This is a genomic window from Methylophilus sp. 3sh_L (assembly GCF_046766015.1).
In the GTDB taxonomy this organism is placed as follows: Bacteria; Pseudomonadota; Gammaproteobacteria; order Burkholderiales; family Methylophilaceae; genus Methylophilus.
Genome location: NZ_JBKOUF010000001.1, coordinates 33,994 through 55,354 on the forward strand (window position 1 = coordinate 33,994; position 21,361 = coordinate 55,354).

Below are 21,361 nucleotides of genomic sequence, written 5' to 3' on the forward strand. Positions count from 1 at the left end.
TGCGGGTGTGAAGATGCTTGCCATTATACGTGAAGCGCGCTGGCAGGGATTTGCCAGAACAACGATGGCAACCGCCTGTGTTTAAACACTCCTGCCTTGATTAAACAACTCTGGCTGAATAAAAAAGATCAGGCTGTTTGCAAGGCCAGCGCAACCTCTGCCCCAGCGGCGGTCAAGCTGGCAACCAAGCGGTCTTTTTGCGCACATACGTGGACCAGCGCTTGCTCATCCAGCGCAGTTAACAGACGCTGCAGTGTGCTCATGCGCAGCTCGAGACGTTTGCATAGCGCGGCCAGTGGCATATGTGCCCGGCCTTGGCTGTGTTCGGTATACAAGCATTCAAGGATGCTGAGCAGCATGACCGCACTCGGGTCCAGCGGCGTCAGGTTGATTGAACTGTCTTCCCGAGCCTGCGAGTCTTCAACCGCAGAGGGCAGTGTCACCTCTGCCTCCAGCATGGACTGTAAGGTGTGGTCACGTTCAAGCAGCATGGGCGACCTCGGGGGCAGTGGTTTTCTCGATGATCACTGGAATCGATTTGGAGGTTGGGGTACGCGAATCGTCGGCTACGCTTTCCAGCGGCACCAGATTATTAGTTTCCGGGTAATAGCCACTCAGGCAGCCTGCCGGAATATCGTAAGCCACCACCAAAAATTTGTCTGCGCGGCGCTTGATGCCATCCTGCCAGACGCTGACCAGGTTGATCCAGTCCCCGGCTTGCAGGCCCTGGCGTGTGATATCGGCCGGGTTCATGAAAATGACGCGGCGCTCGCCAAAGACGCCGCGGTAGCGGTCATCCATGCCATAAATGGTGGTGTTGTACTGGTCATGTGAGCGCGTGGTCATCAGCACAAATAACTGATCGCCATATTGCTCACGGGCCTGATGGATGGGCGAGTTTTTAGGGATGGCTTGCAGCGTAAACTCAGCCTTGCCAGAGGCGGTATTCCAGATGCGCTCGCTAGACGGCACGGGCAGGCGGAAACCGCCCGGGCGTTTGATGCGCTCGTTATAGTCTTTAAACGCCACCGGCAGGGTTTGTTCAATCAGGTCACGGATTTTGCTGTAATCCTCAATCAGTGCCAGCCAGGGGATGCTGCTTCCCTTGAGCGTTGCTGCGGCCAGGCGCGCCACAATCGCCGGTTCTGACAACAAGTGCGGGGAAGCCGGTTTGTTCATGCCGTAAGAAATATGCACCATGCTCATGGAGTCTTCTACGGTCACGCCCTGTGGCCCAGTGGCCTGCGTGTCGATTTCGGTACGGCCCAGGCAAGGCAGAATCAAAGCCTGTTTGCCACGCACCAGGTGACTGCGGTTGAGCTTGGTGGTGACATGGGCAGTCATCTCGCAATTGCGCATGCCTTGCCAGGTGCGGTCAGTATCTGGCGTGGAAATCGAGAAGTTACCACCCAGGCCAAAAAAGAATTTCACTTTGCCTGCAATCATGGCTTCGATGGCGCCGACGGCATCGTAACCTGGTGCTTTCGGCACATTGAGGTCAAACACCTGGTCCAGCCGTTGCAGAAATTCCAGCGGCATTTTTTCATAAATACCCACTGTGCGGTTCCCTTGTACATTGCTATGGCCACGTACCGGGCACAGGCCTGCGCCTTCCTTGCCGATATTGCCGCGCAACAGCATCAAGTTGACCAGGGTTTTAATGGTGGCGACGCCATGTTTGTGCTGGGTAATGCCCATGCCCCAGGTGGCAATCACACGGTCACCGGTGGCATAAATGCGGGCAATTTCCTCAATCTGTGCCAAGGGGACGCCGGATTCTTCAACGATGACCTCCCAGCTTTCCTGGCGTGCATCTTCGGCAATCTCGGCAAAGTTGTTGGTGTGCTCAGCAATGAAGTCAACATCGACCACGCGCTCGGTGCCATGCAGAATGGCTTCATCATCCCATTGGATGACGAATTTGATCATGCCTTTGATCAGGGCCAGATCACCGCCCAGCTTGGGCTGGATAAACAGGCTGCTGATCTTGCTGCCTTTAAAGCTCAGCATGTCAAACGGGCTTTGCGGGTCGGCAAAACGCTCCAGGCCACGTTCTTTCAGTGGGTTGATGGCGACAATGCGGGCGCCGCGTTTGGCCGCTTCCCGCAATTCACCCAGCATGCGCGGATGGTTGGTGGCCGGATTCTGGCCAAAAATCAGGAGTGTATCGGCATGCTCAAAGTCATGCAGGGTCACCGAGCCTTTGCCGATGCCCACGGTGGCAGGCAAGGCAATACTGGTCGATTCATGACACAGGTTGGAGCAATCAGGAAAGTTGTTGGTGCCAAATGCGCGCACAAACAGCTGGTACAAAAACGCTGCCTCGTTGCTGGCGCGGCCAGAGGTATAAAACACCGCCTGGTCAGGATGATCCAGGCCGTTGAGGTGTGACGCCATCAGCGCAAAGGCGGCGTCCCAGGAGATCTCTTCGTATTTATCGGTGGCCGGGTTGTAACGCATGGGGTGAGTCAGACGGCCTTCATTTTCCAGGTCGAAATCACTCCAATCCATCAGTTCCGTCACGGTATGCTGGGCAAAAAAAGCCGGTGGGACACGTTTGGCGGTGGCTTCAGCGGCCACGGCCTTGACGCCATTTTCACAAAACTCAAAAGTTGAGGTGTGTTCTTTGTCTGGCCATGCGCAACCCGGGCAGTCAAAGCCATCGGGCTGGTTTTGTGACAATAGCGTCATGACGCCTTTGACCGGGATTTTTTGCAGCGCCAGTTGGGCGGCGACTTGTTTCAATGCCCCCCAGCCAGCGGCCGGGTGGTGATATGGTTTAATCACAGCTTTCGATTGCGACATAGTTTCCAGTAGAGTGCGTCAGTAGGCTTAAAGGTGACAAAAGGCGGCGTGCCTGTCTTTGGCTTGCCTGCGCGGATTGACGATGGTGTTTATCGTAACCAGGCCATGGCAATAAAAACAGGCACAGAACCGCCCAAATTTTTAGGATACAGTTATTACGGCGCGAGGTCGGATCACTGAAGGGGGCGGGCAAAGAAATCGCCTGGCGCATATTGACGCGACTCAGGCGGGGGATTGCCTAGGGTTTGTTTGCCCGGCTTTTTAGGCCAGGGTTTTGATTCCTGAGCTTTGACTCTTGAGCTTTGACTCCAGGGCATTGAAACTCAGGAGGTTAACCCGCGGCTGACTAGGCGTCGACGTGATCCGCCGTCTGGTAAGCGGTCACGTAGGCTTGCCATTGGTTGAGGGTGTGCTCGGCCACCTGTTTGGCCAGTGCAAGCACCGGGCCACGCCAATCATTCACTTGAGCCCCAAACGCCATCAAGGTCTCACGGTTGGCGGCGCCTAGATAGCCGGCATTGCGTAAATGGGCCCAGGCGGTGAGGGCGGCCATGCTAGCAAAGATATTATCCAGCACGCTGAGTTCGCCATTCCACTGCGTCAGGTCTACCCGGTCTTGTGTGGGTTGCAGGGCTTTAATCAAATAAGACTGTTTGTCTACGCAGACGGCCTTGAGTAAGGCGGGCGGCAGGATTTGCGCGCCTGCCTGTATGGTCGCCACCCGTTGTGATTCCAAGACCCAGTCTGGTTGCGTGAGCTTGATGGCGGCCGTGTTCAGGTAAGGGCTGAGTGCGCTCTGGTTGCTGGCTTTCATGTCTATCAGTGCGCGGCGGTCCGGTCCTTTACCGTTGACCAGCACGACATAGCGCTCCAGCCCGAGGCTACCTGTGCCTGCAATCCGGCGTGCAATATCCAGCGGATAAAAGAATTCCTTTTTATCCTGTACCTGCATGGCCGTCATGTATTTTTCCAGTGCGGCTTTCTTTTGCGGTTTGTCCAGGGCTAGCGCACGTTTGCCGTCAATCAGCAAGGTGTCCGGTGCTTTGGCATTGGTCCGGCTGGCGATAAAGGCTTGATTGCTGCGTTTGCTCAAGTCCGACAACAGGTGTTTGATCGAGCCGCGGGCCGTTTTGCGTTCTACCCATTTGGGTTTGCCTTCTGCCAGCGCGTGTGCATATTTCTCCACCATCACTTCAAGCAGGGCCGTCGTCTGTTTCGGTTTAAGCTTGAGCGTGTCCTGGGCGACCAGCAGGCTGGTCAGCAAGCGCGTCAGTTCCCACAAGCAGGGGGCCAGCGCGGCCTCGTCAAAGTCGTTGAGATCAAAATAAGCCAGGCCATTTTCTGCTTTGTAGCTGCCAAAGTTTTCCAGGTGCAGGTCGCCGCAAATCCAGGCGGCGGGACTCTGCAATTGCGCAAGCTGGGCATGCCAGTCTTCATAAAACAAATGGCAAGTGCCACGTAAGAACACAAACGGGTCTTTGCACATGGCGGCCAGTTTCATTTGCAGGCGTTCAGGGTCGCGGCCTGCGTTGTAATGTTGGATTCTGTCTAAGATCTGCATGCGGGTACCGGGGATAAATGACAAGGTGTTGGGTTGGTTTGGAGGGACGTGCCAAGCACTTACGGCAGACCGATCAGCTTCAGATATTCTTCTAGCGTCAGGGTAACGGTTTGTAACGAGGCATTGACCTCATCTAGAGGCTGGTTACCATTTAAGTGCAACTTTTCCAGCAAGCTTTTGTGATTTTCAATCGCTTCCAGATGGGCTTTCAGTTTTGTAGTTTTGAGGGTTTGGTCCATGGTGGATTCTCCATTCTCGTGTGCGCAGACGCACAGGTTTTGTCTTTGGTGGCGGTCAAGTTCGCCATGGTTTGAGTCGGGACGTGCCGATTTAGTTTAGTGCCAGTGAGCACTCACGCGCTTAACCGTTGCATGGACTGCTGCCAAGCAGGCTATGTGTCCGCAGGTGGCAGATAATCGGCTGGGTTATGCGTGGCCAAAAACGCCTCAAAGGCTTCTGGTGACAAGGGTTTTGCAAACAGGAAACCTTGCAGTTTGTCCGCGCCCAGCGCGCTGCAGAGCTGGGCTTGGGCCAGGGTTTCTATCCCCTCGACAATCACCTCGAGATCCAGGCTCTTGGCCATGACAATCATGGCTTTGAGCAGGCGGCAATCCGCCTCTTTTTCCGGCACATTTTGCACAAAACTGCGGTCTACTTTCAAGATAGAGGCTGGCAGGTGTTTCAAGTAGGTCATGGAGGAGTAACCAATGCCAAAGTCATCCAGGGCCACTTTGACCCCCACCTGCTTGAGATGGTCCAGTCTGCGAGCGGCAGTGTCAAAGTCGGATACCAGTACACTCTCTGTGACTTCCAGTGACAAGCATGGGCCGGGCAGATCAATCTCCCTGAGGTCATGCTCAACTTCCGTCCATAGGTGTTCATGCTGTAACCATTGTGCGCTTGCGTTCACTGCAAGCACACAGGTGGCATCTATTAGACCGATCTGGCGCCAGTGCGCGAATTGTAAACAGGCCAGTTTCCAGTTTCTGCTATCAATGGCCGCAAAAAAGCCGAGTTCTTCCACCGCATCGATAAACGCTGCGGGAGGCAGCAGGCCCTGGGTGGGATGCTGCCAGCGCATCAGCATTTCTGCGCCGCAAACGGTAAAATCTTTGGCATTAATCACCGGCTGGTAGTATTGCACCAGCTGGTTTTGCAGGCGGTGCGAGCGCAGTTCGTTCTCTAGCATCATGCGATGGATAATCTGCTCTTGCAGCACCTCGCTGAAAAAGTGAAAGCCATTCCGTCCTTCACGTTTGGCATGGTACATGGCCAGGTCGGCGCGCTTTAACATGTCCTCGGCCGTGGTGGCACAGCGTGGAAAGGTGGCAATGCCGATACTGCAAGTGATAAATTGTTCCGTCTGGTTGAGCGTAAAGGGCTCACGTATCTTTTCGATGACGCGCTGCGATAAGGCGCCGATCAATGTTTCATTTTCCAGGTCGTGCACGATAATGGCAAACTCGTCGCCGCCCAGGCGGCAGACAATGTCTCCTTCCCTGACCACCTCTTGCAGCCGCTGCGCGACTTGCTTCAGCAAGTGATCGCCTGAGTCATGGCCCAGACTGTCATTGACCAACTTGAAATTATCAATATCCAGGTAAATCAATCCAAGTTGAACATGAAGCCTATGCGCCCGTTGAAGGGCATTGCGCAGATGCTCCTCAAAATAGTATCGGTTTGACAGCCCCGTCATCGGATCATTTTCGGCCAGGTACTTCAGCCGCTTGTGCGTTTCAATCAACTTGTTGTTGAGGGCATGACGGGCTTGGGCGTGGACCAGCGCTTTGGTCAGGTGCCGCTCGGACAGCTCTTTCTTGAGTAAAAAGTCCTGCGCCCCGGCAAAAATGCAATTTCTTTCTATGGTCTCGTTATCTTCCATCCCGGTCAGGATGACCACGGCAGCCTGTTTTTCTGTGTGTTGTGTGAGTTGGCTTAACACGTCCAGGCAATCCATATCGGGCAAGCGATAGTCGAGTAGAACGATATCAAAGTGGTTTTCTTCGTATAGTTTTAAGGCTGACACGGCGGTGCTGGCATGCACAATATCTTTCACCAGTTTAGGGTTTTGTAGCACCCGCACCACCGCCATGCGGTCCAGTTCATCATCATCTACCAATAGCAGGCGCATCATTACTCCTTGGTGACTGGCAGCTCAACAATGCGCCAGTAATGCTCAATCAGGCCCATGACTTCCATAAAATCACGGTCCATGTGCTGCTTGAACACATAGCCTGCGACATGCTTACGGTAGGCCGCGACCAGGTCTTCATCTGATTTCGACGTCGTCAACACAAAGACCACCGCATGGGTCAGCGCCGGGTCTGTGCGTAACACTTCCAGAAACTCCAGGCCGTTCATGCGCGGCATGTTGAGGTCAAGCAAGACAATATAGGGGGCAGGCACCTGGCCCGAACGCAGCAGCTCCAGCGCTTCGCGGCCATCCCGTGCACGGAACAGGGTGTTTAACAGCCTGAGCTTGCGTAATGCGCGCTCCAGGGAAATGGCATCAATGTCGTCATCGTCAACAATGAGCAAGGAGACTTCCTTATAACGGGGTTTGGACGGGGTTGGCACGCAGCAACCTTTCTTCGATATTTATGGGCCAGGTGAACGTGATGGCACAGCCCCGTTTACCATCTGAGGTGATGCGTGTGTAGCCACCATAGGCCTCCACAATTTTTTTAACCAGGGCCAGCCCCATGCCGCTACCTTCCACCTCATCGCGTGGCCGCAGGGTCTGGAACATGATGTAAACCCGCTCCTGGTATTCGGGTGAAATCCCCGGCCCATCATCGGTGACGCAGAATTCATAAAAGTGCTGATTGGCCTGTTGCCACTGCAATTGAATCTGCCCCTGCGCTTGATCATGGTGTTTGATGGCGTTGCTAAACAGATTGCGCAGTACCTGTTCGAGTGGCGTTGCCAGGGTATAAAACACCGGTAAATCGCCCGCGACCTGGAGGCTAAAGCCTTCCGGCGGGGCCTGCATCTCAAAAATCGATTGCGCCAGTTTGCCGAGATCCACCTGGCTGACGCTGCCTTCCAGGCGACCGGCACGCGAATAAGCCAACAAGTCATCCAGCAGTCGCTCCATGCGGCGCAAGCGGCCGCGTAACAGCGACATATGTCCGTCAATCGCTTCCAGTTTACCCTGGTTGAGATCTTCTTCTATCCAATGCGAAATTTGGAAGATGCCACGTAAGGGCGACTTAAGGTCATGCGAAGCGACATAGGCGAATGTCGCCAGTTCTTTATTGCTACGCTCCAGTTCATCCCGGTGTTCCGCCAGTTTTTCACTGGCTTTTACGCGTGCAGAAATATCCGTAATGGCCGACAGCACCTTGACGCCGTCATCGGTTTCTATAGGGTTGAGCCCGACCTCGACCGGAAATTCACTACCATCCTTGCGGCGGCCATATAAGTCGCGCCCGCTGCCCATGGCCCGTGGGCTCAGGTCGGAAAAAAACGTGCTGCGGTGATGCGGGTGTTGATGGCGGAAGCGTTCGGGGAGCAGGATATCGATGGTTTGCCCCAGCAGTTCTGCGCGTGGATAGCCGAAAATACGTTCTGTCTGGGTGTTGACCATTTCGATGAGGCCGTCTTTATTCACCATCACCATAGCATTGGGGGCGGCCTCAACCACCTGGCGGAAGCGGGCTTCCATCCGCTTGCGGGCCGAAATGTCCGTGATGGCTGACAAGACTTTGACGCCGTCATCGGTTTCTATGGGGTTAAGGCCGACCTCCACTGGAAACTCAGTGCCATCCTTACGGCGGCCATATAGATCGCGACCGGTGCCCATGGCACGTGGCCGTAGGTCAGAAAAAAAGGCGGCGCGGTGATGCGGATGTTGATGGCGAAAGCGCTCGGGTAGCAGAATGTCTATGGTTTGCCCCAGCAGTTCCGCCCGGCGATAGCCAAAAATAAGTTCGGTCTGCGTATTGACGAGCTCTATCAGGCCATGACTGTTTACCATGACCATCGCTGTCGGGGCTGCTTCTACAACTTGCCGGAAGCGCAGGTTGGCGCGTTCGACGTCTCCACTTTCATGATGCATGCCCTCTCTCCCATGGCCATTGCATGTCTGTTTTTAATGGTTTTTGCTGCGATCCCTGCTGCAGGTAGTCGAAGTGTTTTTCTTATTATTGAGTACAGTCTACACGCATCTGGCTGACTCTTGTATAGTACATAAGGGTATGGAATCAGTTTTAAAGTGGATTGTTGGCTTCAGCGCTTAGAAGTTATTCTGTTTGCGCAATACACACCCGGTTACGTCCCGATTGTTTGGCTTGATAGAGGGCAACGTCTGCTTTAACCAATAGCTTTTCCAGACTGGTGCCTGTCTCGTCCGTGGTAGCGAGCCCAATAGAAATGGTGAGGTTAAGCGTTGCATGTTCCCCCAGGGGGATTTGATTATTGGCGGCGGTCGTCCTCAACCGTTCAGCAATGTCAGCCGCTTGCGCTTTCTCAGTGTCTGGCAACAAAATGGCAAACTCCTCACCACCGAAGCGGCTGACTAAATCGATATCACGTAATTGTGTTTTAAATTGCTGGCTCAATTGTTGTAACACCACATCTCCGGCCTGATGTCCGTAGTTGTCATTGATACGCTTAAAGTGGTCTATGTCTATCATCAATAAGGCCATGGCGCCGCCATGGCGTTTGAGCCGGGCAAGCGCCGTACTCGCCTCATGGATAAAGTGGCGTCGATTCGGCAAACCGGTTAAAAAGTCGTGGTTAGCTTGTGACTGCAGCGTCTCCTGCAATGATTTGTAATCGGTAATATCCTGTATTTGCACGACAAAGTGCTTGAGTTTCCCCGTTTCATCCTTAATCGTCGAATACGTCAGCAGCCCCCACAAGGTGTGGCCATTTTTATGAAAAAAGCGTTTTTCAATCTGGTAGTTGTCGCGCTCACTGCTCAGCAGGGCGAGTCTGAGTGACTGGTCATTTTGCTGGTCGTCGGGATGCGTTACTTGTTGGATGGTTTTTTTGCATAAGGCCGACTCTTCCTCGCCCAGCATCTGGCATAAGGCACGGTTTGCCTGCATAAAGCGGCCGCCTAAATCCAGCAAAGCCATCCCGATCGCCGCTGAGTCATAGGTCGAGCGAAATAGTTTTTCAGATTGAAACAGGGCTTGCGCGTGTTCAGCCGCCAGCTTGGCGTGTTTGCCTTCACGGCGTTGGAACACGTACAACATGGTGAATGAAAACAGGGCAAAAATACTGAAACAGATGATTTGAATGGCGGCAGTTTCATACCAGTATTTAAAAATGCGCTCAAGGTCACGGCTCACCGCGACCAACAGCGTGCCGTGGAGCTTGAGTCGTTCCGGGGCCAAGGTGGTTTGGGCAATCATGCGCTGCTGCTTGGTTGAATATAATTCACCGCTAAAAACAGTGACTGATTGCCCGCTTTGCATATGTTGGGTAAAAAATGAGCCGGGGACAGCCCGGTTCATACCACGCTTGAGGCCATTGTTTGGCACGCTCATAAATAGGGTGCCGTTGCTATGGACCAGTGAACTGCGGCTATCTGGGGAGTACAGCACGGAGGCCAGCAGTGGCTGGAAGTATTCGGGATCCAGAATGGCGGTGACAATGCCGTTAAATTCACCGTGCTTGCCAGGGATGATGCGCGTCAGGTTGAGGATGAAATTTCCGCTCATGCCGGTGAAGGGCGCTGACACATACAGCAGCTTGGGATCATGTACTTGCCGGGCGGTCTGATAATAGTCGCGGTAACTGAAATTCATGCCCGTATATTGGGGGAAACTACTGTATATCAGCGTTCCTGAAGCATCAAATACGTCAAATCCGCGAATGCCGGGCATGATGCTTGCCATGGTGGTCAAGCGGTTAGTCGCGGTTTGTTGTTGCTGTTTCCACTCGGGGATTTCTTGAATGATGGTCAGTAATGCCTGATTCGCACCTTCAAACTGGAAGGCCAGGTTTTTTGAAATGACTGTGGCTTGTGTAATCAGGCGGTCGCGCTCATTCGCTTCAATCTGTGCGTGTTCCTGATAAATATTGAGGCCCATCAAGCCGCCAAGAATGGCCAGTGCCAGCGCAAGTTCTATCCAGAGCACAACGGTCAACCGGGTAAATAATTTTTTATGCGTGATCATGCAGTGTTTTACGCTTGAAAAGTTTGCTTGTAGTCGCTAGCGTTCATGTGGCGTAGCGACTAGCATACTGGAATATTCACGCGACATCTATATCGACCTTGATCGCCCTTGCCCGCGCTGTATTCTTCTGCAAGTGTTTCGTCAGTTCACCTTATTTGTGGCTATCGCGCAAGACTGAGGGAACCCCTCTGACACTGAACCGCCAGCTGAAAAGCAGGGTTTAGTCGGTTAATTAGGAAGCTTTCCTATGGAGGTCTGACTGCCGCTGGCTTAATGTCATGTTTCTTTTTGGCGAGGATAAGCGATGCGAGTTTTGACTATTTCAATCCTGCTGACGAGTGCACTCTACGGGATGAGCGGAAGTCTCCAAGCGGCAGCGAAGGAGGCGGCTACACAAGATGGCAGACCATTTGCAAGCCTGAGTGCTGAGGCCATTTCCAGATTGAGCCCTGCGGAGCAGCAAGCCTACCAAGATTGGCAGCAAGCATTGCAGCCACCGGTGACGCGCTCCACTTATCAGGAAGAAACTGGCCCCAATACCATGGATTTAAGTGCCGATTTTTCGATGTAAATGATCGCCATCTAAATGATCATGTAGTGACGATTTTTTAATTGCACGCATGTCATTTCGTACTTGCCGTTTAAAATGACGGCATGTCTGCTCACCTTATTCAACAGTTTTTGCCGGGTTACCCGCCCCAGTTACGTGCACAAATTGCACAGCTGCATGCTCAGGGCCAGCTAGGCCAGTACCTGCAGCAGCGTTATCCGCAGCCGCATGCTATTCAAAGTGACAAGGCGCTCTACGATTTTTGTCAGTCGCTCAAACAGCGCTATTTGAAAAATGCACCGATGCTAGACAAAGTCTATTTCGATAACCGGCTGACCATAGAAAAGCAGACCTTGGGGCTGAACACCGCCATTTCACGCGTGCAGGGTGGCAAGCTCAAGGCAAAAAAAGAAATCCGTATTTCGGCGTTTTTTAAAACCGCGCCGTTGGCATTTTTACAGATGATTGTGGTGCATGAGCTCGCGCACCTCAAGGAGCGTGCCCATGACAAGGCGTTTTATCAGCTTTGTTTGCATATGGAACCCGATTATATGCAGTATGAATTTGATTGCCGGGTGTATTTGTTATGGGGTGCGCTACAAAAACTTCAGCTAGAGGCAGGGAATAGCATGCGTGAGACTTTACCTGGCTCTAATCCGTAGTGTGCGCTTACCAATGCGGTGATCGCACTATCCAGCCCGAGGGTGGGTTGCAAGTCGCGTCCCTGATACAGCTGGCTGTCCTTGAGGCCGGGCCAGTCTGCGATGACTTTTCCTGCGGCCCATTGGCGGTTGCGTGTGCTGATGGCGGGCAGCGCGCCGCCAAACGCCAGCATGGCGGCACCGGTGCCATGGTCTGTGCCGCCGGTGCCATTGGCCGCTGCGGTGCGGCCAAACTCGGTGGCGACGATGATGAGCGTTTGCTGCCAGTGATCGCCTAAGGCGGTTTGCAGGCTGGCAATCAGTTTGTCCAGGTCTGACAGTTGTTTACTCAGGCGATTGTTTTGTGCACTGTGGGTATCCCAGCCACCGGTTTCCAGCATGGCAATGCGCGGACCGTCCGCGCGGCTTAAAAAGTCGCCTACCAGTTTGCCTAAGGCTTCAGGCTGCTGGCTGTTTTGCGGCTGGAAGCCTGCCATATTCTCGACTTGCATGGCGCTTTCCCAGGCGGCGTGCAATTGGGCGTCATTACTATAAAGCTGGCTCACCCTTAACAATAAATCATCGGATGGTTGCGGTAGCTTGGCGCTGGCATAGGCGTCTACCTGGTAGCTGCCGCGCAAGGCCAGCGGAATCGTGGGAGAAAACGCAATCGCTTCGTTTTGTGAGGGCGGCAACAACCCCAGCAAGCGGTTAAGCCAGCCATCCCTGAGTTGATAAGCACGCGTACCACCGCTTTCGAGGACATTCTGCCCGTCAAAATGCGAGCGTTCGCGGTAGGCAGAGGCGACGGCATGCACAAACAGCGCCTGTTGCTGCTGGTAAAGCCTGGTGGCGGTGACCAGTGACGGGTGCAGCGCAAACAAGCTGTCCAGCCGTGAATCGGCGATCTCTTCAATCGCCAGTGCGCCGCGTAACCGCTGGTAATCAGGGTCTGCATACGGAATCACGGTATTCAGTCCATCTGCCGCTCCGCGCTGGATGATAAAAATAAAACGTTGTTCAGTGGCTGCTGCAGCAAAGCTCAGGGTGGGTAGGCAGAAGGCGGCCAGACCAGCGCCGCATAATTTCACAAACTGTCTGCGATGCATGGCTATCTCCTTAAAAATTCAGGGCTGACCACAAATAGCGCAAAACCGGTATGCGCTGATTCGGCACGGCTAATCTGTTGCAAGGTCTCCTGGCTCAGCCTGCCGCGCAATACCGTGTTTGCCAGCGTGGCTGGTGGCAGGCTCAATTTGGTCAGCGTGGCCAGGCGCTGCGCATATTCCACCCTGCGCAACAACGCATTGGAGGCAAGCCAGCTGTCGGCCACATCATCGTAGCCGGCAGGCGAATCTGGCTTCCAGATGGGTTGCCCCAGCTGGGTCATGACTTGCGAGACACGCACCTGCGAGAGGTCGATGTCCAGCGCGCGCACGCTGCTAATCAGCCATTCCCATGGGGTTTTGAATTTGAGCGCCGAGGCTAGCCTGCACTCAGGCGCGGCGATCAATAAGCGGTAAAGCGCAGTGAGTTGGCCGCCTGTTTGCAGGTACGCGTCACGTAGCCGGTTAACGAGCGCAGGCGGCGGCTGGTCCCCGGCAAAATGGCAAGCCAGTTTGGTCGCCAGGTGTGTCGCTGTCGCCGGTGAAGCGGCAAGATCGCTTAGGATAGCCTCTGCCTGTTGCACGCCGTCCTGGGTGTAGGTTTTACCTAACAGTTGGCGGCTGCCAGGTTCGTGTACGCGTGGGTTAAACATAAAACCGGGGTAGCGCGCATCGGTCTCGCCTGTCAGTTTTGGGTTGGGGATGGTCCAGCCGGTGAGCGCACGTGCGAACTCGGTCACATCTTGCTGGCTGTAGCCACTACGCACCCCCAGGGTATGGAGCTCCAGGATTTCACGGGCCAGGTTTTCATTGAGGCCGGCTTTTTTGTCCGGCTGGCGGCGCATTTGCCGTTGCACAGCTTCGCTTTCCGGTCCGCGTGATTGTTGCTGGTCCAGGTAAAACAGCATGGCCGGATGTTTTTCGACCGCAAACAGCATGTCTTTAAAAGTGCCGAGCACAAACGGGCGGATGGCTTGCAGTTCAAACAGCCCGGCGGCTTGCGTGACCTCGGATTTTAGGGCGGAGATGGCAAAATGGTTGGCCCAGAAATGCACCAGCCTTTCCAAAAACGGCGTGTCGGTCTGCTGGGCCACTTGTGCACGCACTTGCACGGCATCGGTATAACTGTCCTTGGCTTCCTTGCGCATTTGCTGGCGTAACTGCATTTTGTCGTCAGGGGAGGCCGCCTGGTTGATCATGCGCCTTTCCTGCATTTCTTGCTCCAGCGAGGGCAGGGTTTGCTGGTATTGCTGCCATAGTGGTGGCAACGCCTGATAACGGCTAAACTCATCCTGCAAGGCACTGGTGGAGGACAATGCCGGGGCATCGGCGCGCGCGCCCAGACCAAAATGTTGCTCAATCATCCATACGTCATCCGCCATTGCGTTTTATCCTGACGAAAAATAAAAAATGCACAGCACCCCTGTTGGGCGGGTCAAATCTGGCAAGCCAACACTCACCAGCCTAGCAAAGCTGCATTACACCGGCCTTACAAGGCGCTTGCCGTTCCGTTGCCGGTTCCGCTCGGTTTACGGCCCCCTCAACCAAACCTAAGCAATGTTTTGCACCTGCAGCCAGACGGCGGCAATTCTGTCTGCCTGGTCATAGGGCGGATGCATGAGTTCATCGGCAAAAATATCCGGGTCAATTTCGTCATATTCATAATGCATTTGCCGTGCTTGCAGGCGTGGTTGGACTGCTGCGATAAATGCATCATGGCCGTCGACAATGGCCACGCCCGTATACAGCATCAGCGTACCGCCCGGGGCGAGGCGTTGGCAAGCGGCCTCGACAATCTCCAGCGACAGTTGCGCACCCAGTGGCCCGCTGCCATGGCGGTACGTCCGTTGCAAAGGATCGACCAGGTAGGGCGGATTGGCGACGATCAGGTCAAAGGTGCCGTGCAGCGCCTGCAGCAGATTGCTGTGCGCAAAGTGAACCTGCGGTAACGCCAGCGCGTGGGCATTGGCTGCGGCAATCTCCAGCGCCTTCTGGTTTAGGTCTACGCCCCAGATTTCAGCCTCGGGCAGGCAGCGTGCCAGGGCAAGCGCGGCTGCGCCGGTGCCGGTGCCAATATCGACACACCGCACCGGTGGCCGGGCGAGCCGGGGCAAGGCCTGTCTCATGGCGTGGATAAACCGGTAAGTGTCCGGCCCGAAAAAGACTGCCTCGGTATCATTGGTCGGGTAAGCCGAATGTGCCAGCAATATCTCTGGATGGGCCCCGACCGGCAGGCTGGATACCCGGATCGTCGACCGCCAGCCGTCGTGTGCTGGCACGACCAGGCCGTGGCGCTGTAATTGCGCTAGCCATGCGGCCTCCAGGGTGCCCGTTACAAAAGGCCGGTTCCAGCCAAAAATATCCTGCAAGCTATTGGCCCAGGCATTTTCGGGGCGCTGATTCACCCGCTGGTGGGTGGCGGGGGTGACCGTCATAAACCGGTAGTGGCGGGCATAGAGGGTTTGCAGCAAGGCGATCACTGCGGCCGACGGCTGGATAGGTGAGGATGTTTGTGGCTGCATGGGGCATGGTCCTGTCTGTTGCCAACCGCCAGCTTAGCAGAGCCAGCTGCGCTCCATAATCAGCCAATTCCTACAATGGATTCTGACAAAAAATTTCTGTGCTGGCTGATACAGCCCGGCGCTGTTCATGCCTAAGCTAGTCAGGTCTGGCGCGTTCTATCAGCGCCCCTCATTATTTTCCCTCAGAAAGGTCATTGCCATGCCGGTCATCCGTCAATCTCCCCCTTTACCACAGCCGCCGGCCAAGGCTATTTCTGCGCGCTCCCTTTATTTTGCCTTGCGCGATGCAACAGGGGGGGCCACCACCCAGCTAGCGAGTGCCGCATTTTTAACGCAGCAGTTAAATGCCCAGCGTCAGCCTCCGGTTGCGTTGCCTTGCCAGCCCCAGGCGTTGGAGGCCTGGATGCTGGCACAGCATGAAGCGGTCGGGCGCCAGTATCAAGACTATCTGGCCGCCAGAAAGGCCGGGGCACCACGCTGGTATTTCAGCGGCAAAGCGCACGCCCTGTATTTTTTGCGTGCGGTGGCGCCGACCAAGCTGGTGGATGGGGCATGGCTCTATGGATTGACCCGGCATTGGCGCGATCACCGTTTGTCTTCGCTGTTACATATTTATCTTGAGGAGTTAGGCAATGGTGTGGCTGCGCAAAATCATGTGTTGCTCTACCGCCAGTTGCTCGAAGTGAATGCCTGTGAAGACTGGCATACCTTGCCCGAGGCTTTTTTTACACAAGGAGCCATTCAATTGGCGCTGGCGGCGCGCAGTGAAACGTTTTTGCCGGAGATCATTGGATTTAACCTGGGCTATGAGCAGTTACCCTTGCATCTGTTGATCACCGCTTACGAATTACGTGAGTTGAATATCGACCCTTATTACTTTAGCTTGCACTGCACCATTGATAATGCACATAGCGGTCATGCCAGGGCCGCGGTCAATGCCGTGTTTGAAGTGATGCCGGCATTTGGCGCTACACAAGCTTACATGGAGAGAGTGGCGGCAGGCATGCAGCTGAGTACCGCAGGCTTGGGGACGCTGGCCGCGATCCGTCATTTTGACTTGATGGCGGAAGTCGTACGGATATTGCAAGGCAAAGCACAGCTTGGCCAATACATGCATACACACCATTGCCAGATAGAAGGTAAAACATTAAATGAGTGGTTGGCCGAGCCTGAGCAGATGGCCAGATTGTTATATGTCTTGCAGAAAACTGGCTGGATATGCCGACATCAAGACCCTGCGCAAAGCCGGTTCTGGCAGATCATTGCCGGCGAAAAAGCGCCCATGTTTGGTGTGTTTAATGGTTACGAGCAGCAAGTGATCTATGACTGGATTGCGGGCGATGCGCTCGAAAGCCTGCCGCGCGCGCAACGCTTGGGGCCGGCCTGGCAGATGCGTGCGTCCTCGCCAGGCCTGGAGGCGCCCGCCCCTGCCCAGGATAATGTGTATGATTTTCGCTCCGGCCGCCGCCTGGATACGGCCAGCGCAGGGAGTGACTTTGATTGCGAACAACGCGCACTCGAACGCTACGTGCATGCGCTACCACCACACAAACGCCTGGACTTTTTGGTGGACTGGCTCTCCCCAGCCAAACATCCTACCGTCCCAGGGTTATGGGCGACCCGTTATTTCAAGCAGGCTTTGCACCAACAGCCCTTCGCCTGATAAAGGCTCGCTGATGAGCAGTTTAATTTAGTCCAAACCTCCCCTCTCTTACGCTGCGCGCGAGCTGCCGCGTTTGTCAGCGCACGCCTGATTGTAGGCCCAAGACTGATGTGTTACCGTGTGGTTGGCGTTTCATCGCTGGATGAGGCGCCCCCCTTGATCTTCTCTTATTGAGTATCCATCACACGGCTGTTTATGCAGACACATACCAAACAGGTGCGTCGAGACCTGCTCATGCTTTGGGCGCTGATTGCGGCCGTCTCTACTTTGCTGGTCTGGCTATTGATTGAGTTGAGCCGGCAAGGGGCGTCGTCGCAGATTGCCGAGGCCCGTCTGCATGCGGCCGCCAGTTGCCAGGCCATGCAACATGGCGCGCACCAGGCCAGGGTGCAGCTGCCTATCACCGCCGGGACGTCCGTGGCCGGCTGGCAGGCCGTCATAGACCTGGCATTACGCGAAGAGCCTGGCAGTGAAGGCGGCTTTTGGCAGCCGGAGCGGGGCGTGTTTGCCTATGCTTTTCCCACTTATGATGGCACCGGCATTAAGCGCGATCCGCCGGTGGCCGAGCTTGAAAAAATCACGGCTACCGCCGAACTGGCCAGCCGCAGCCATCAGCTGATTATCGAGGTACGACCCGGGTTGCGCGAAGCGATTGTGTTTGCGGCATGCCCGCTCACCCCGGCTACTGATACCCCTGTCGCCTGGGTCATGAAACGTGTATTACTGATCCAGGCCGAAGTACTTAATCATTTAAGCCAGGCGCTGGCGCTGTTGATCGGGCTGGTGGTAATGTCAGGCGCCTGGTTGGCCTGGATGCTGCTCCGCTGGCAACGCCAGACCACGGCACTGATGCAACAACTGGCGCAGTCTGAACGGATGGCCACGCTGGGCCGGGTCTCGGCGGGATTGGCGCATGAAATCCGTAATCCGCTCGCCACCATGCGCATGAAAGTCGAAAATGCGATGGCGGCCGCCCCTGAGCGCTATCAGCAACGCAGCCAGAGTGCGTTTGAAGCGGTGCTGGCACAAACCGCTCGTCTCGAAAGCCTGATTTCCAGCTTGCTTGCACTCACACACCCTTTGCAACTGCAAAAACAGGCGCTGGATTTACGTGCCTGGCTCACCAGCCTGGCCAACTTGCATCAAGAGGCGATCACTGCGCAGCAGGCGAGCTGGAAATTGACCATTGATGACGCCGTGGTGGCACGGGCCCGCAAGATGGCGGTGCTTGATCCCGATAAAATGGCACAAGTCATGGATAACCTGATTCTGAATGCGCTGGCCCACGTGCCCATTGCGGGTTACATCGAGCTTGGCATCGCGGATGCTGCGCCTGATCACTTGCTGTTGTGGGTGGCCGATAACGGCAGCGGCGTGCCCGCGCATCTGCAAGCTCAGGTATTTGAACCTTTTAGCACTGCGCGCAGCGGCGGCACCGGTCTGGGCCTGGCGCTGGCGCGCGAGATTGTCCAGGCACATGGCGGTGAGCTACGCTTGGCCGATACTCCGACTGGCGCCCGTTTTGAGATTGAATTGCCATGGCAAACCTCCTGATTATTGACGATGACCCGGCCTTTAGAAGCAGCCTGTCTGAAATGCTGTCAGACCTCGGGCACCAGGTGCTTGAGGCAAGCCATGTGCAGGCAGGCCTGCAATGTCTGCGGACCGAGCCGGTAGACCTGGTCATCACCGACCTCAAGCTGGCTGGGGAGGATGGCCTGTCTTTCTTGCGACAGGCGCAGGCTATTAAGGCGGTGCCTTGCATTATGTTGACAGCCTACGCCAGTGGCAGCAACACGATAGAAGCCATGCGGCTAGGGGCCTTTGACCATTTAACCAAGCCTGTTTCACGCCAGCTGCTGATGGAAACCTTGCAGCGTGCTTTGCCCGAGCGCAGCGCGGAGCTGGGAGCAGAATCCCTTTTGTCTGCGGAGATTGCGGACGCGGATACGGCCGCCAGCGAGCGCTTAATCGGCAATAGTGAATGCATGCGCCAGGTGTTCAAGCAAATCGGCCTGGCAGCCGCTACCGAGGCGACGGTGCTGATTTTGGGCGAGACCGGGACCGGCAAGGAAGAAGTTGCGCGCGCCCTGCATCGTAACAGTTTGCGCGCCGGGGGCCCATTTGTCGCCGTCAACTGTGCCGCTATTCCGCCCGACTTGATGGAAAGCGAGTTATTCGGCCATGTCAAAGGCGCATTTACCGGCGCGGTGGCAGACCGGAAAGGCTATTTGCGGCAGGCGGAAGGCGGCACGCTGTTTCTGGATGAAATTGGGGACATGCCGCTGGCACTGCAAGCCAAGATGTTGCGGGTGCTGGAGGCGCGTGAGTTTAGCCAGGTTGGGGCACAAACTGTCCTCAGACTGAATGCGCGCATCATTGCCGCTACCCATAGAGATTTGCCTGCCGCGGTCCGGGCCGGGCAGTTCCGCGAAGACCTATGGTATCGCCTGCAGGTGATGCCCATCATGTTGCCGCCCTTGCGCGCGCGTGGTGACGATTTGCTAATGCTTGCGCACTATTTTCTGGCTGCCGAAGCGACCGGCACCCCCAAACGCCTGACCGCCGAGGCGACCAGGAAGCTGGTACAACACGATTGGCCGGGCAATATCCGCGAACTACGCAATACGATCGCCCGCGCTGTGATTCTGAGCCACCATGCATACGTTGAGGCAGAACATATTTCTTTTACCCCGCGGCCCCAATCGTCCCTGATCGCTGAGCAAGGACGCCCTTTATCCGCGTCCGGCGGCACGCTGGCCGAAACCCTCCAGCAAGTGGAGCGTGACATGATAGAGCGCGCATTGCGTGAGAGTGGTGATAACCGGAGTGAGGCCGCCAGAAAGCTGGGCCTGTCGCGCCAGCAGCTATACCGCAAGCTTGAAGAGTATGGCTTGGTTTAAGCACGCATGCGTGTCCGTCAGGCGGACAGGCGGGTGTCACAAAAGCGGACAGTTCCACCTTGGTTAAAAATTCAACCATTTGATTTTAAATGGTTTTTTGTTTGGCACGACCTTTGCAATAGATGAAACAAGATTCATCATTCAAAGGAGCTTGCCATGATATTTTTCTCTCACTTTACGCATCCCACCCAGGCATTGCGCACCGCGGTGCTGGTGACTACACTCAGCTTCGCTGTGGATGTATTTGCCGTGCCTCCCTTACCTGCGAATCCCTCACCGCTAATCCCTGGAGCCATGGTGTCAGGATCCGTAGCACCTGGACCCATCACCCCAGCCCCGGTTGCGCCTATTGCGGTAACCCCGGCCGGCGCACTCGATTTGCAGGCAACCGCCGCCTTGCCTGCGGTGGCAGATGCCACTGTCAAATCCATCCTGTTTAACCCGTATGGCGAGGCAGATGGCTTGCGCTTGGCGAATGACGTGATTGTCAAATTCCCGCCGCACCGTTCGCAGGCCTTGCTAGCTGCTGTGAAACCCGGTCAGCATGTGCGTATTCTCGGGCATGCTGAAACGCCAGCCATCGTTAAAGCCGATGCCATTATCAATGTAACCACCGGCAATATTGTGGTGGACCAGCCACCAGCCAATAACCTGCCATTGTTACCCCCACATTTGCGGGCACAGTCATTGCAGCCGTTGCAGGTGGAAGGCAAGGTCGATCTGATCCTGAATGGTCCGCGTGGCGAAGTCGATGGTGTCATCCTGGATAACCAGAGCATTGTTCACTTTCCGCCTGAAAGCCTGAGTGTGCCGTTGCGCCCAGGGCTGCGTATTGCGGTGGCTGGTCTCGGCACCAAGACAGCCAATGGAGTATCGCTGGAGGCGATCCGCATGGGAAGCTCCGCCGCCACCATGCAGCCACTCTATGCGCCCGCGGCCCCAGCTTGTCAGCCAGCGGCTGTAACCGGCCAGTGTTAGGCCATGATTTAGCCAAGGCCAACCCTTCATCTGGCGTGGCCTGCGATGTAAGCAAGTGAGGTGTTACTTAAGTTGCTCTGCGCCACAGCGGTGATGTCCAAAGGCCGCCGCCCACGCTGGATTCCCTCTTTTGACAGGATTCATCATGATTGCAAAATTAGCCCCGATTGTGTTGCTGCTGATCTCCAATGTGTTTATGACAGTGGCCTGGTATGGCCATCTCAAGTTCACTGAAAAACCGCTGTATGTGGTGATTGTGGTGAGCTGGCTGATTGCCCTGTTTGAATATTGTTTTGCCGTGCCTGCCAACCGGATTGGGCATACCGTGTATTCGGTGGCGGCGCTCAAAACCATGCAAGAAGTCATTTCGCTCAGTGTGTTTGCCGTGTTTTCGGTGTATTCGCTCGGCGAGCATTTCACCTCCAGCCATGTTGTCGGTTTTGCCCTCATTGGCCTGGGCGCATTTTTTATCTTTAAAGCCCCTGTGGTGTAAGGAGAACA

At 55.3% G+C, this 21,361-nt stretch carries 18 protein-coding genes; 7 read left to right on the forward strand and 11 right to left on the reverse strand.

Annotated elements, in window-relative coordinates; translation table 11 throughout:
• Nucleotides 1-128: 128 nt before the first annotated feature.
• From ACIDF8_RS00145 to ACIDF8_RS00180, 8 genes are all read right to left on the reverse strand, one after another.
• Nucleotides 129-491, reverse strand: coding sequence for a hypothetical protein (locus ACIDF8_RS00145; RefSeq protein ID WP_412008630.1), 363 nt, complete (start codon nucleotides 489-491; stop codon nucleotides 129-131).
• Nucleotides 481-2,805 (reverse strand): FdhF/YdeP family oxidoreductase, encoded by a 2,325-nt coding sequence (locus tag ACIDF8_RS00150; RefSeq protein ID WP_412008631.1) that lies wholly within the window; start codon nucleotides 2,803-2,805, stop codon nucleotides 481-483. The genes ACIDF8_RS00145 and ACIDF8_RS00150 overlap by 11 nt, the downstream gene beginning before the upstream one ends.
• A gap of 346 nt (nucleotides 2,806-3,151) precedes the next feature.
• A complete protein-coding gene (locus ACIDF8_RS00155) occupies nucleotides 3,152-4,366 on the reverse strand; it encodes a DUF2252 family protein (protein ID WP_412008632.1) in 1,215 nt (404 codons plus the stop codon).
• 59 nt (nucleotides 4,367-4,425) lie between these two features.
• Nucleotides 4,426-4,605, reverse strand: a complete 180-nt coding sequence (locus ACIDF8_RS00160) for a hypothetical protein (protein ID WP_412008633.1) — start codon at nucleotides 4,603-4,605, stop codon at nucleotides 4,426-4,428.
• A 152-nt stretch (nucleotides 4,606-4,757) separates the two neighbouring features.
• Nucleotides 4,758-6,500: a putative bifunctional diguanylate cyclase/phosphodiesterase gene (locus ACIDF8_RS00165; protein ID WP_412008634.1), complete on the reverse strand. Its 1,743-nt coding sequence runs from the start codon at nucleotides 6,498-6,500 to the stop codon at nucleotides 4,758-4,760.
• Nucleotides 6,500-6,943, reverse strand: a complete 444-nt coding sequence (locus tag ACIDF8_RS00170) for a response regulator (RefSeq protein WP_412008635.1) — start codon at nucleotides 6,941-6,943, stop codon at nucleotides 6,500-6,502. Before ACIDF8_RS00170 ends, ACIDF8_RS00165 begins: the two co-directional genes overlap by 1 nt.
• The gene (locus tag ACIDF8_RS00175) at nucleotides 6,915-8,426 is read right to left on the reverse strand and encodes a sensor histidine kinase (RefSeq protein ID WP_412008636.1); all 1,512 of its coding nucleotides are present in this window, start codon (nucleotides 8,424-8,426) and stop codon (nucleotides 6,915-6,917) included. Before ACIDF8_RS00175 ends, ACIDF8_RS00170 begins: the two co-directional genes overlap by 29 nt.
• Before the next feature lie 184 nt (nucleotides 8,427-8,610).
• Nucleotides 8,611-10,497 carry a sensor domain-containing diguanylate cyclase gene (locus tag ACIDF8_RS00180; RefSeq protein ID WP_412008637.1) on the reverse strand — a complete coding sequence of 629 codons (1,887 nt, stop codon included), beginning with the start codon at nucleotides 10,495-10,497 and terminating at the stop codon, nucleotides 8,611-8,613.
• A gap of 304 nt (nucleotides 10,498-10,801) precedes the next feature.
• Between ACIDF8_RS00180 and ACIDF8_RS00185 the strand changes: the two genes are divergently transcribed.
• Nucleotides 10,802-11,068, forward strand: a complete 267-nt coding sequence (locus ACIDF8_RS00185; protein WP_412008638.1) for a hypothetical protein — start codon at nucleotides 10,802-10,804, stop codon at nucleotides 11,066-11,068.
• An 83-nt stretch (nucleotides 11,069-11,151) separates the two neighbouring features.
• Entirely contained in the window at nucleotides 11,152-11,709 is a 558-nt protein-coding gene (locus ACIDF8_RS00190) for a YgjP-like metallopeptidase domain-containing protein (RefSeq protein ID WP_412008639.1), read from the forward strand.
• On the opposite strand, the gene ACIDF8_RS00195 is transcribed toward ACIDF8_RS00190, so the two are convergent.
• The 3 genes from ACIDF8_RS00195 to ACIDF8_RS00205 all read right to left on the reverse strand — a co-directional run bounded on the left by ACIDF8_RS00195 (nucleotide 11,655) and on the right by ACIDF8_RS00205 (nucleotide 15,316).
• Nucleotides 11,655-12,797, reverse strand: coding sequence for a DUF1501 domain-containing protein (locus ACIDF8_RS00195; protein WP_412008640.1), 1,143 nt, complete (start codon nucleotides 12,795-12,797; stop codon nucleotides 11,655-11,657). The two genes, ACIDF8_RS00190 and ACIDF8_RS00195, sit on opposite strands and share 55 nt — an antisense overlap.
• A gap of 2 nt (nucleotides 12,798-12,799) precedes the next feature.
• On the reverse strand, nucleotides 12,800-14,176 hold the full coding sequence (locus ACIDF8_RS00200) for a DUF1800 domain-containing protein (protein ID WP_412008641.1): 1,377 nt from the start codon (nucleotides 14,174-14,176) through the stop codon (nucleotides 12,800-12,802).
• 168 nt (nucleotides 14,177-14,344) lie between these two features.
• Nucleotides 14,345-15,316, reverse strand: a complete 972-nt coding sequence (locus tag ACIDF8_RS00205) for a methyltransferase (RefSeq protein ID WP_412008642.1) — start codon at nucleotides 15,314-15,316, stop codon at nucleotides 14,345-14,347.
• A gap of 127 nt (nucleotides 15,317-15,443) precedes the next feature.
• On the opposite strand from ACIDF8_RS00205, the gene ACIDF8_RS00210 reads away from it, so the two are divergent.
• The 5 genes from ACIDF8_RS00210 to ACIDF8_RS00230 all read left to right on the forward strand — a co-directional run bounded on the left by ACIDF8_RS00210 (nucleotide 15,444) and on the right by ACIDF8_RS00230 (nucleotide 21,353).
• Nucleotides 15,444-16,979 (forward strand): iron-containing redox enzyme family protein, encoded by a 1,536-nt coding sequence (locus ACIDF8_RS00210; protein WP_412008643.1) that lies wholly within the window; start codon nucleotides 15,444-15,446, stop codon nucleotides 16,977-16,979.
• 195 nt (nucleotides 16,980-17,174) lie between these two features.
• On the forward strand, nucleotides 17,175-18,533 hold the full coding sequence (locus ACIDF8_RS00215) for a sensor histidine kinase (protein WP_412008644.1): 1,359 nt from the start codon (nucleotides 17,175-17,177) through the stop codon (nucleotides 18,531-18,533).
• On the forward strand, nucleotides 18,518-19,882 hold the full coding sequence (locus tag ACIDF8_RS00220; protein ID WP_412008645.1) for a sigma-54-dependent transcriptional regulator: 1,365 nt from the start codon (nucleotides 18,518-18,520) through the stop codon (nucleotides 19,880-19,882). Before ACIDF8_RS00215 ends, ACIDF8_RS00220 begins: the two co-directional genes overlap by 16 nt.
• Nucleotides 19,883-20,038: 156 nt before the next feature.
• Complete coding sequence (locus ACIDF8_RS00225; protein ID WP_412008646.1) at nucleotides 20,039-20,860, forward strand: hypothetical protein; 822 nt, start codon at nucleotides 20,039-20,041, stop codon at nucleotides 20,858-20,860.
• Between the two features lie 145 nt (nucleotides 20,861-21,005).
• Complete coding sequence (locus ACIDF8_RS00230; RefSeq protein ID WP_412008647.1) at nucleotides 21,006-21,353, forward strand: DMT family protein; 348 nt, start codon at nucleotides 21,006-21,008, stop codon at nucleotides 21,351-21,353.
• The last annotated feature ends 8 nt before the right edge of the window (nucleotides 21,354-21,361 follow it).

Bases quoted from the DNA above. Each gene is read 5' to 3' on its own strand.
- ACIDF8_RS00180 (WP_412008637.1), bottom strand. From the start codon at position 10,497: ATGATCACGCATAAAAAATTATTTACCCGGTTGACCGTTGTGCTCTGG.
- ACIDF8_RS00210 (WP_412008643.1), top strand. From the start codon at position 15,444: ATGCCTAAGCTAGTCAGGTCTGGCGCGTTCTATCAGCGCCCCTCATTA.
- ACIDF8_RS00150 (WP_412008631.1), bottom strand. From the start codon at position 2,805: ATGTCGCAATCGAAAGCTGTGATTAAACCATATCACCACCCGGCCGCT.
- ACIDF8_RS00225 (WP_412008646.1), top strand. From the start codon at position 20,039: ATGATATTTTTCTCTCACTTTACGCATCCCACCCAGGCATTGCGCACC.
- ACIDF8_RS00230 (WP_412008647.1), top strand. From the start codon at position 21,006: ATGATTGCAAAATTAGCCCCGATTGTGTTGCTGCTGATCTCCAATGTG.
- ACIDF8_RS00195 (WP_412008640.1), bottom strand. From the start codon at position 12,797: ATGCATCGCAGACAGTTTGTGAAATTATGCGGCGCTGGTCTGGCCGCC.
- ACIDF8_RS00220 (WP_412008645.1), top strand. From the start codon at position 18,518: ATGGCAAACCTCCTGATTATTGACGATGACCCGGCCTTTAGAAGCAGC.
- ACIDF8_RS00205 (WP_412008642.1), bottom strand. From the start codon at position 15,316: ATGCAGCCACAAACATCCTCACCTATCCAGCCGTCGGCCGCAGTGATC.
- ACIDF8_RS00155 (WP_412008632.1), bottom strand. From the start codon at position 4,366: ATGCAGATCTTAGACAGAATCCAACATTACAACGCAGGCCGCGACCCT.
- ACIDF8_RS00145 (WP_412008630.1), bottom strand. From the start codon at position 491: ATGCTGCTTGAACGTGACCACACCTTACAGTCCATGCTGGAGGCAGAG.
- ACIDF8_RS00160 (WP_412008633.1), bottom strand. From the start codon at position 4,605: ATGGACCAAACCCTCAAAACTACAAAACTGAAAGCCCATCTGGAAGCG.
- ACIDF8_RS00185 (WP_412008638.1), top strand. From the start codon at position 10,802: ATGCGAGTTTTGACTATTTCAATCCTGCTGACGAGTGCACTCTACGGG.
- ACIDF8_RS00215 (WP_412008644.1), top strand. From the start codon at position 17,175: ATGCAGACACATACCAAACAGGTGCGTCGAGACCTGCTCATGCTTTGG.
- ACIDF8_RS00200 (WP_412008641.1), bottom strand. From the start codon at position 14,176: ATGGCGGATGACGTATGGATGATTGAGCAACATTTTGGTCTGGGCGCG.
- ACIDF8_RS00165 (WP_412008634.1), bottom strand. From the start codon at position 6,500: ATGATGCGCCTGCTATTGGTAGATGATGATGAACTGGACCGCATGGCG.
- ACIDF8_RS00175 (WP_412008636.1), bottom strand. From the start codon at position 8,426: ATGCATCATGAAAGTGGAGACGTCGAACGCGCCAACCTGCGCTTCCGG.
- ACIDF8_RS00190 (WP_412008639.1), top strand. From the start codon at position 11,152: ATGTCTGCTCACCTTATTCAACAGTTTTTGCCGGGTTACCCGCCCCAG.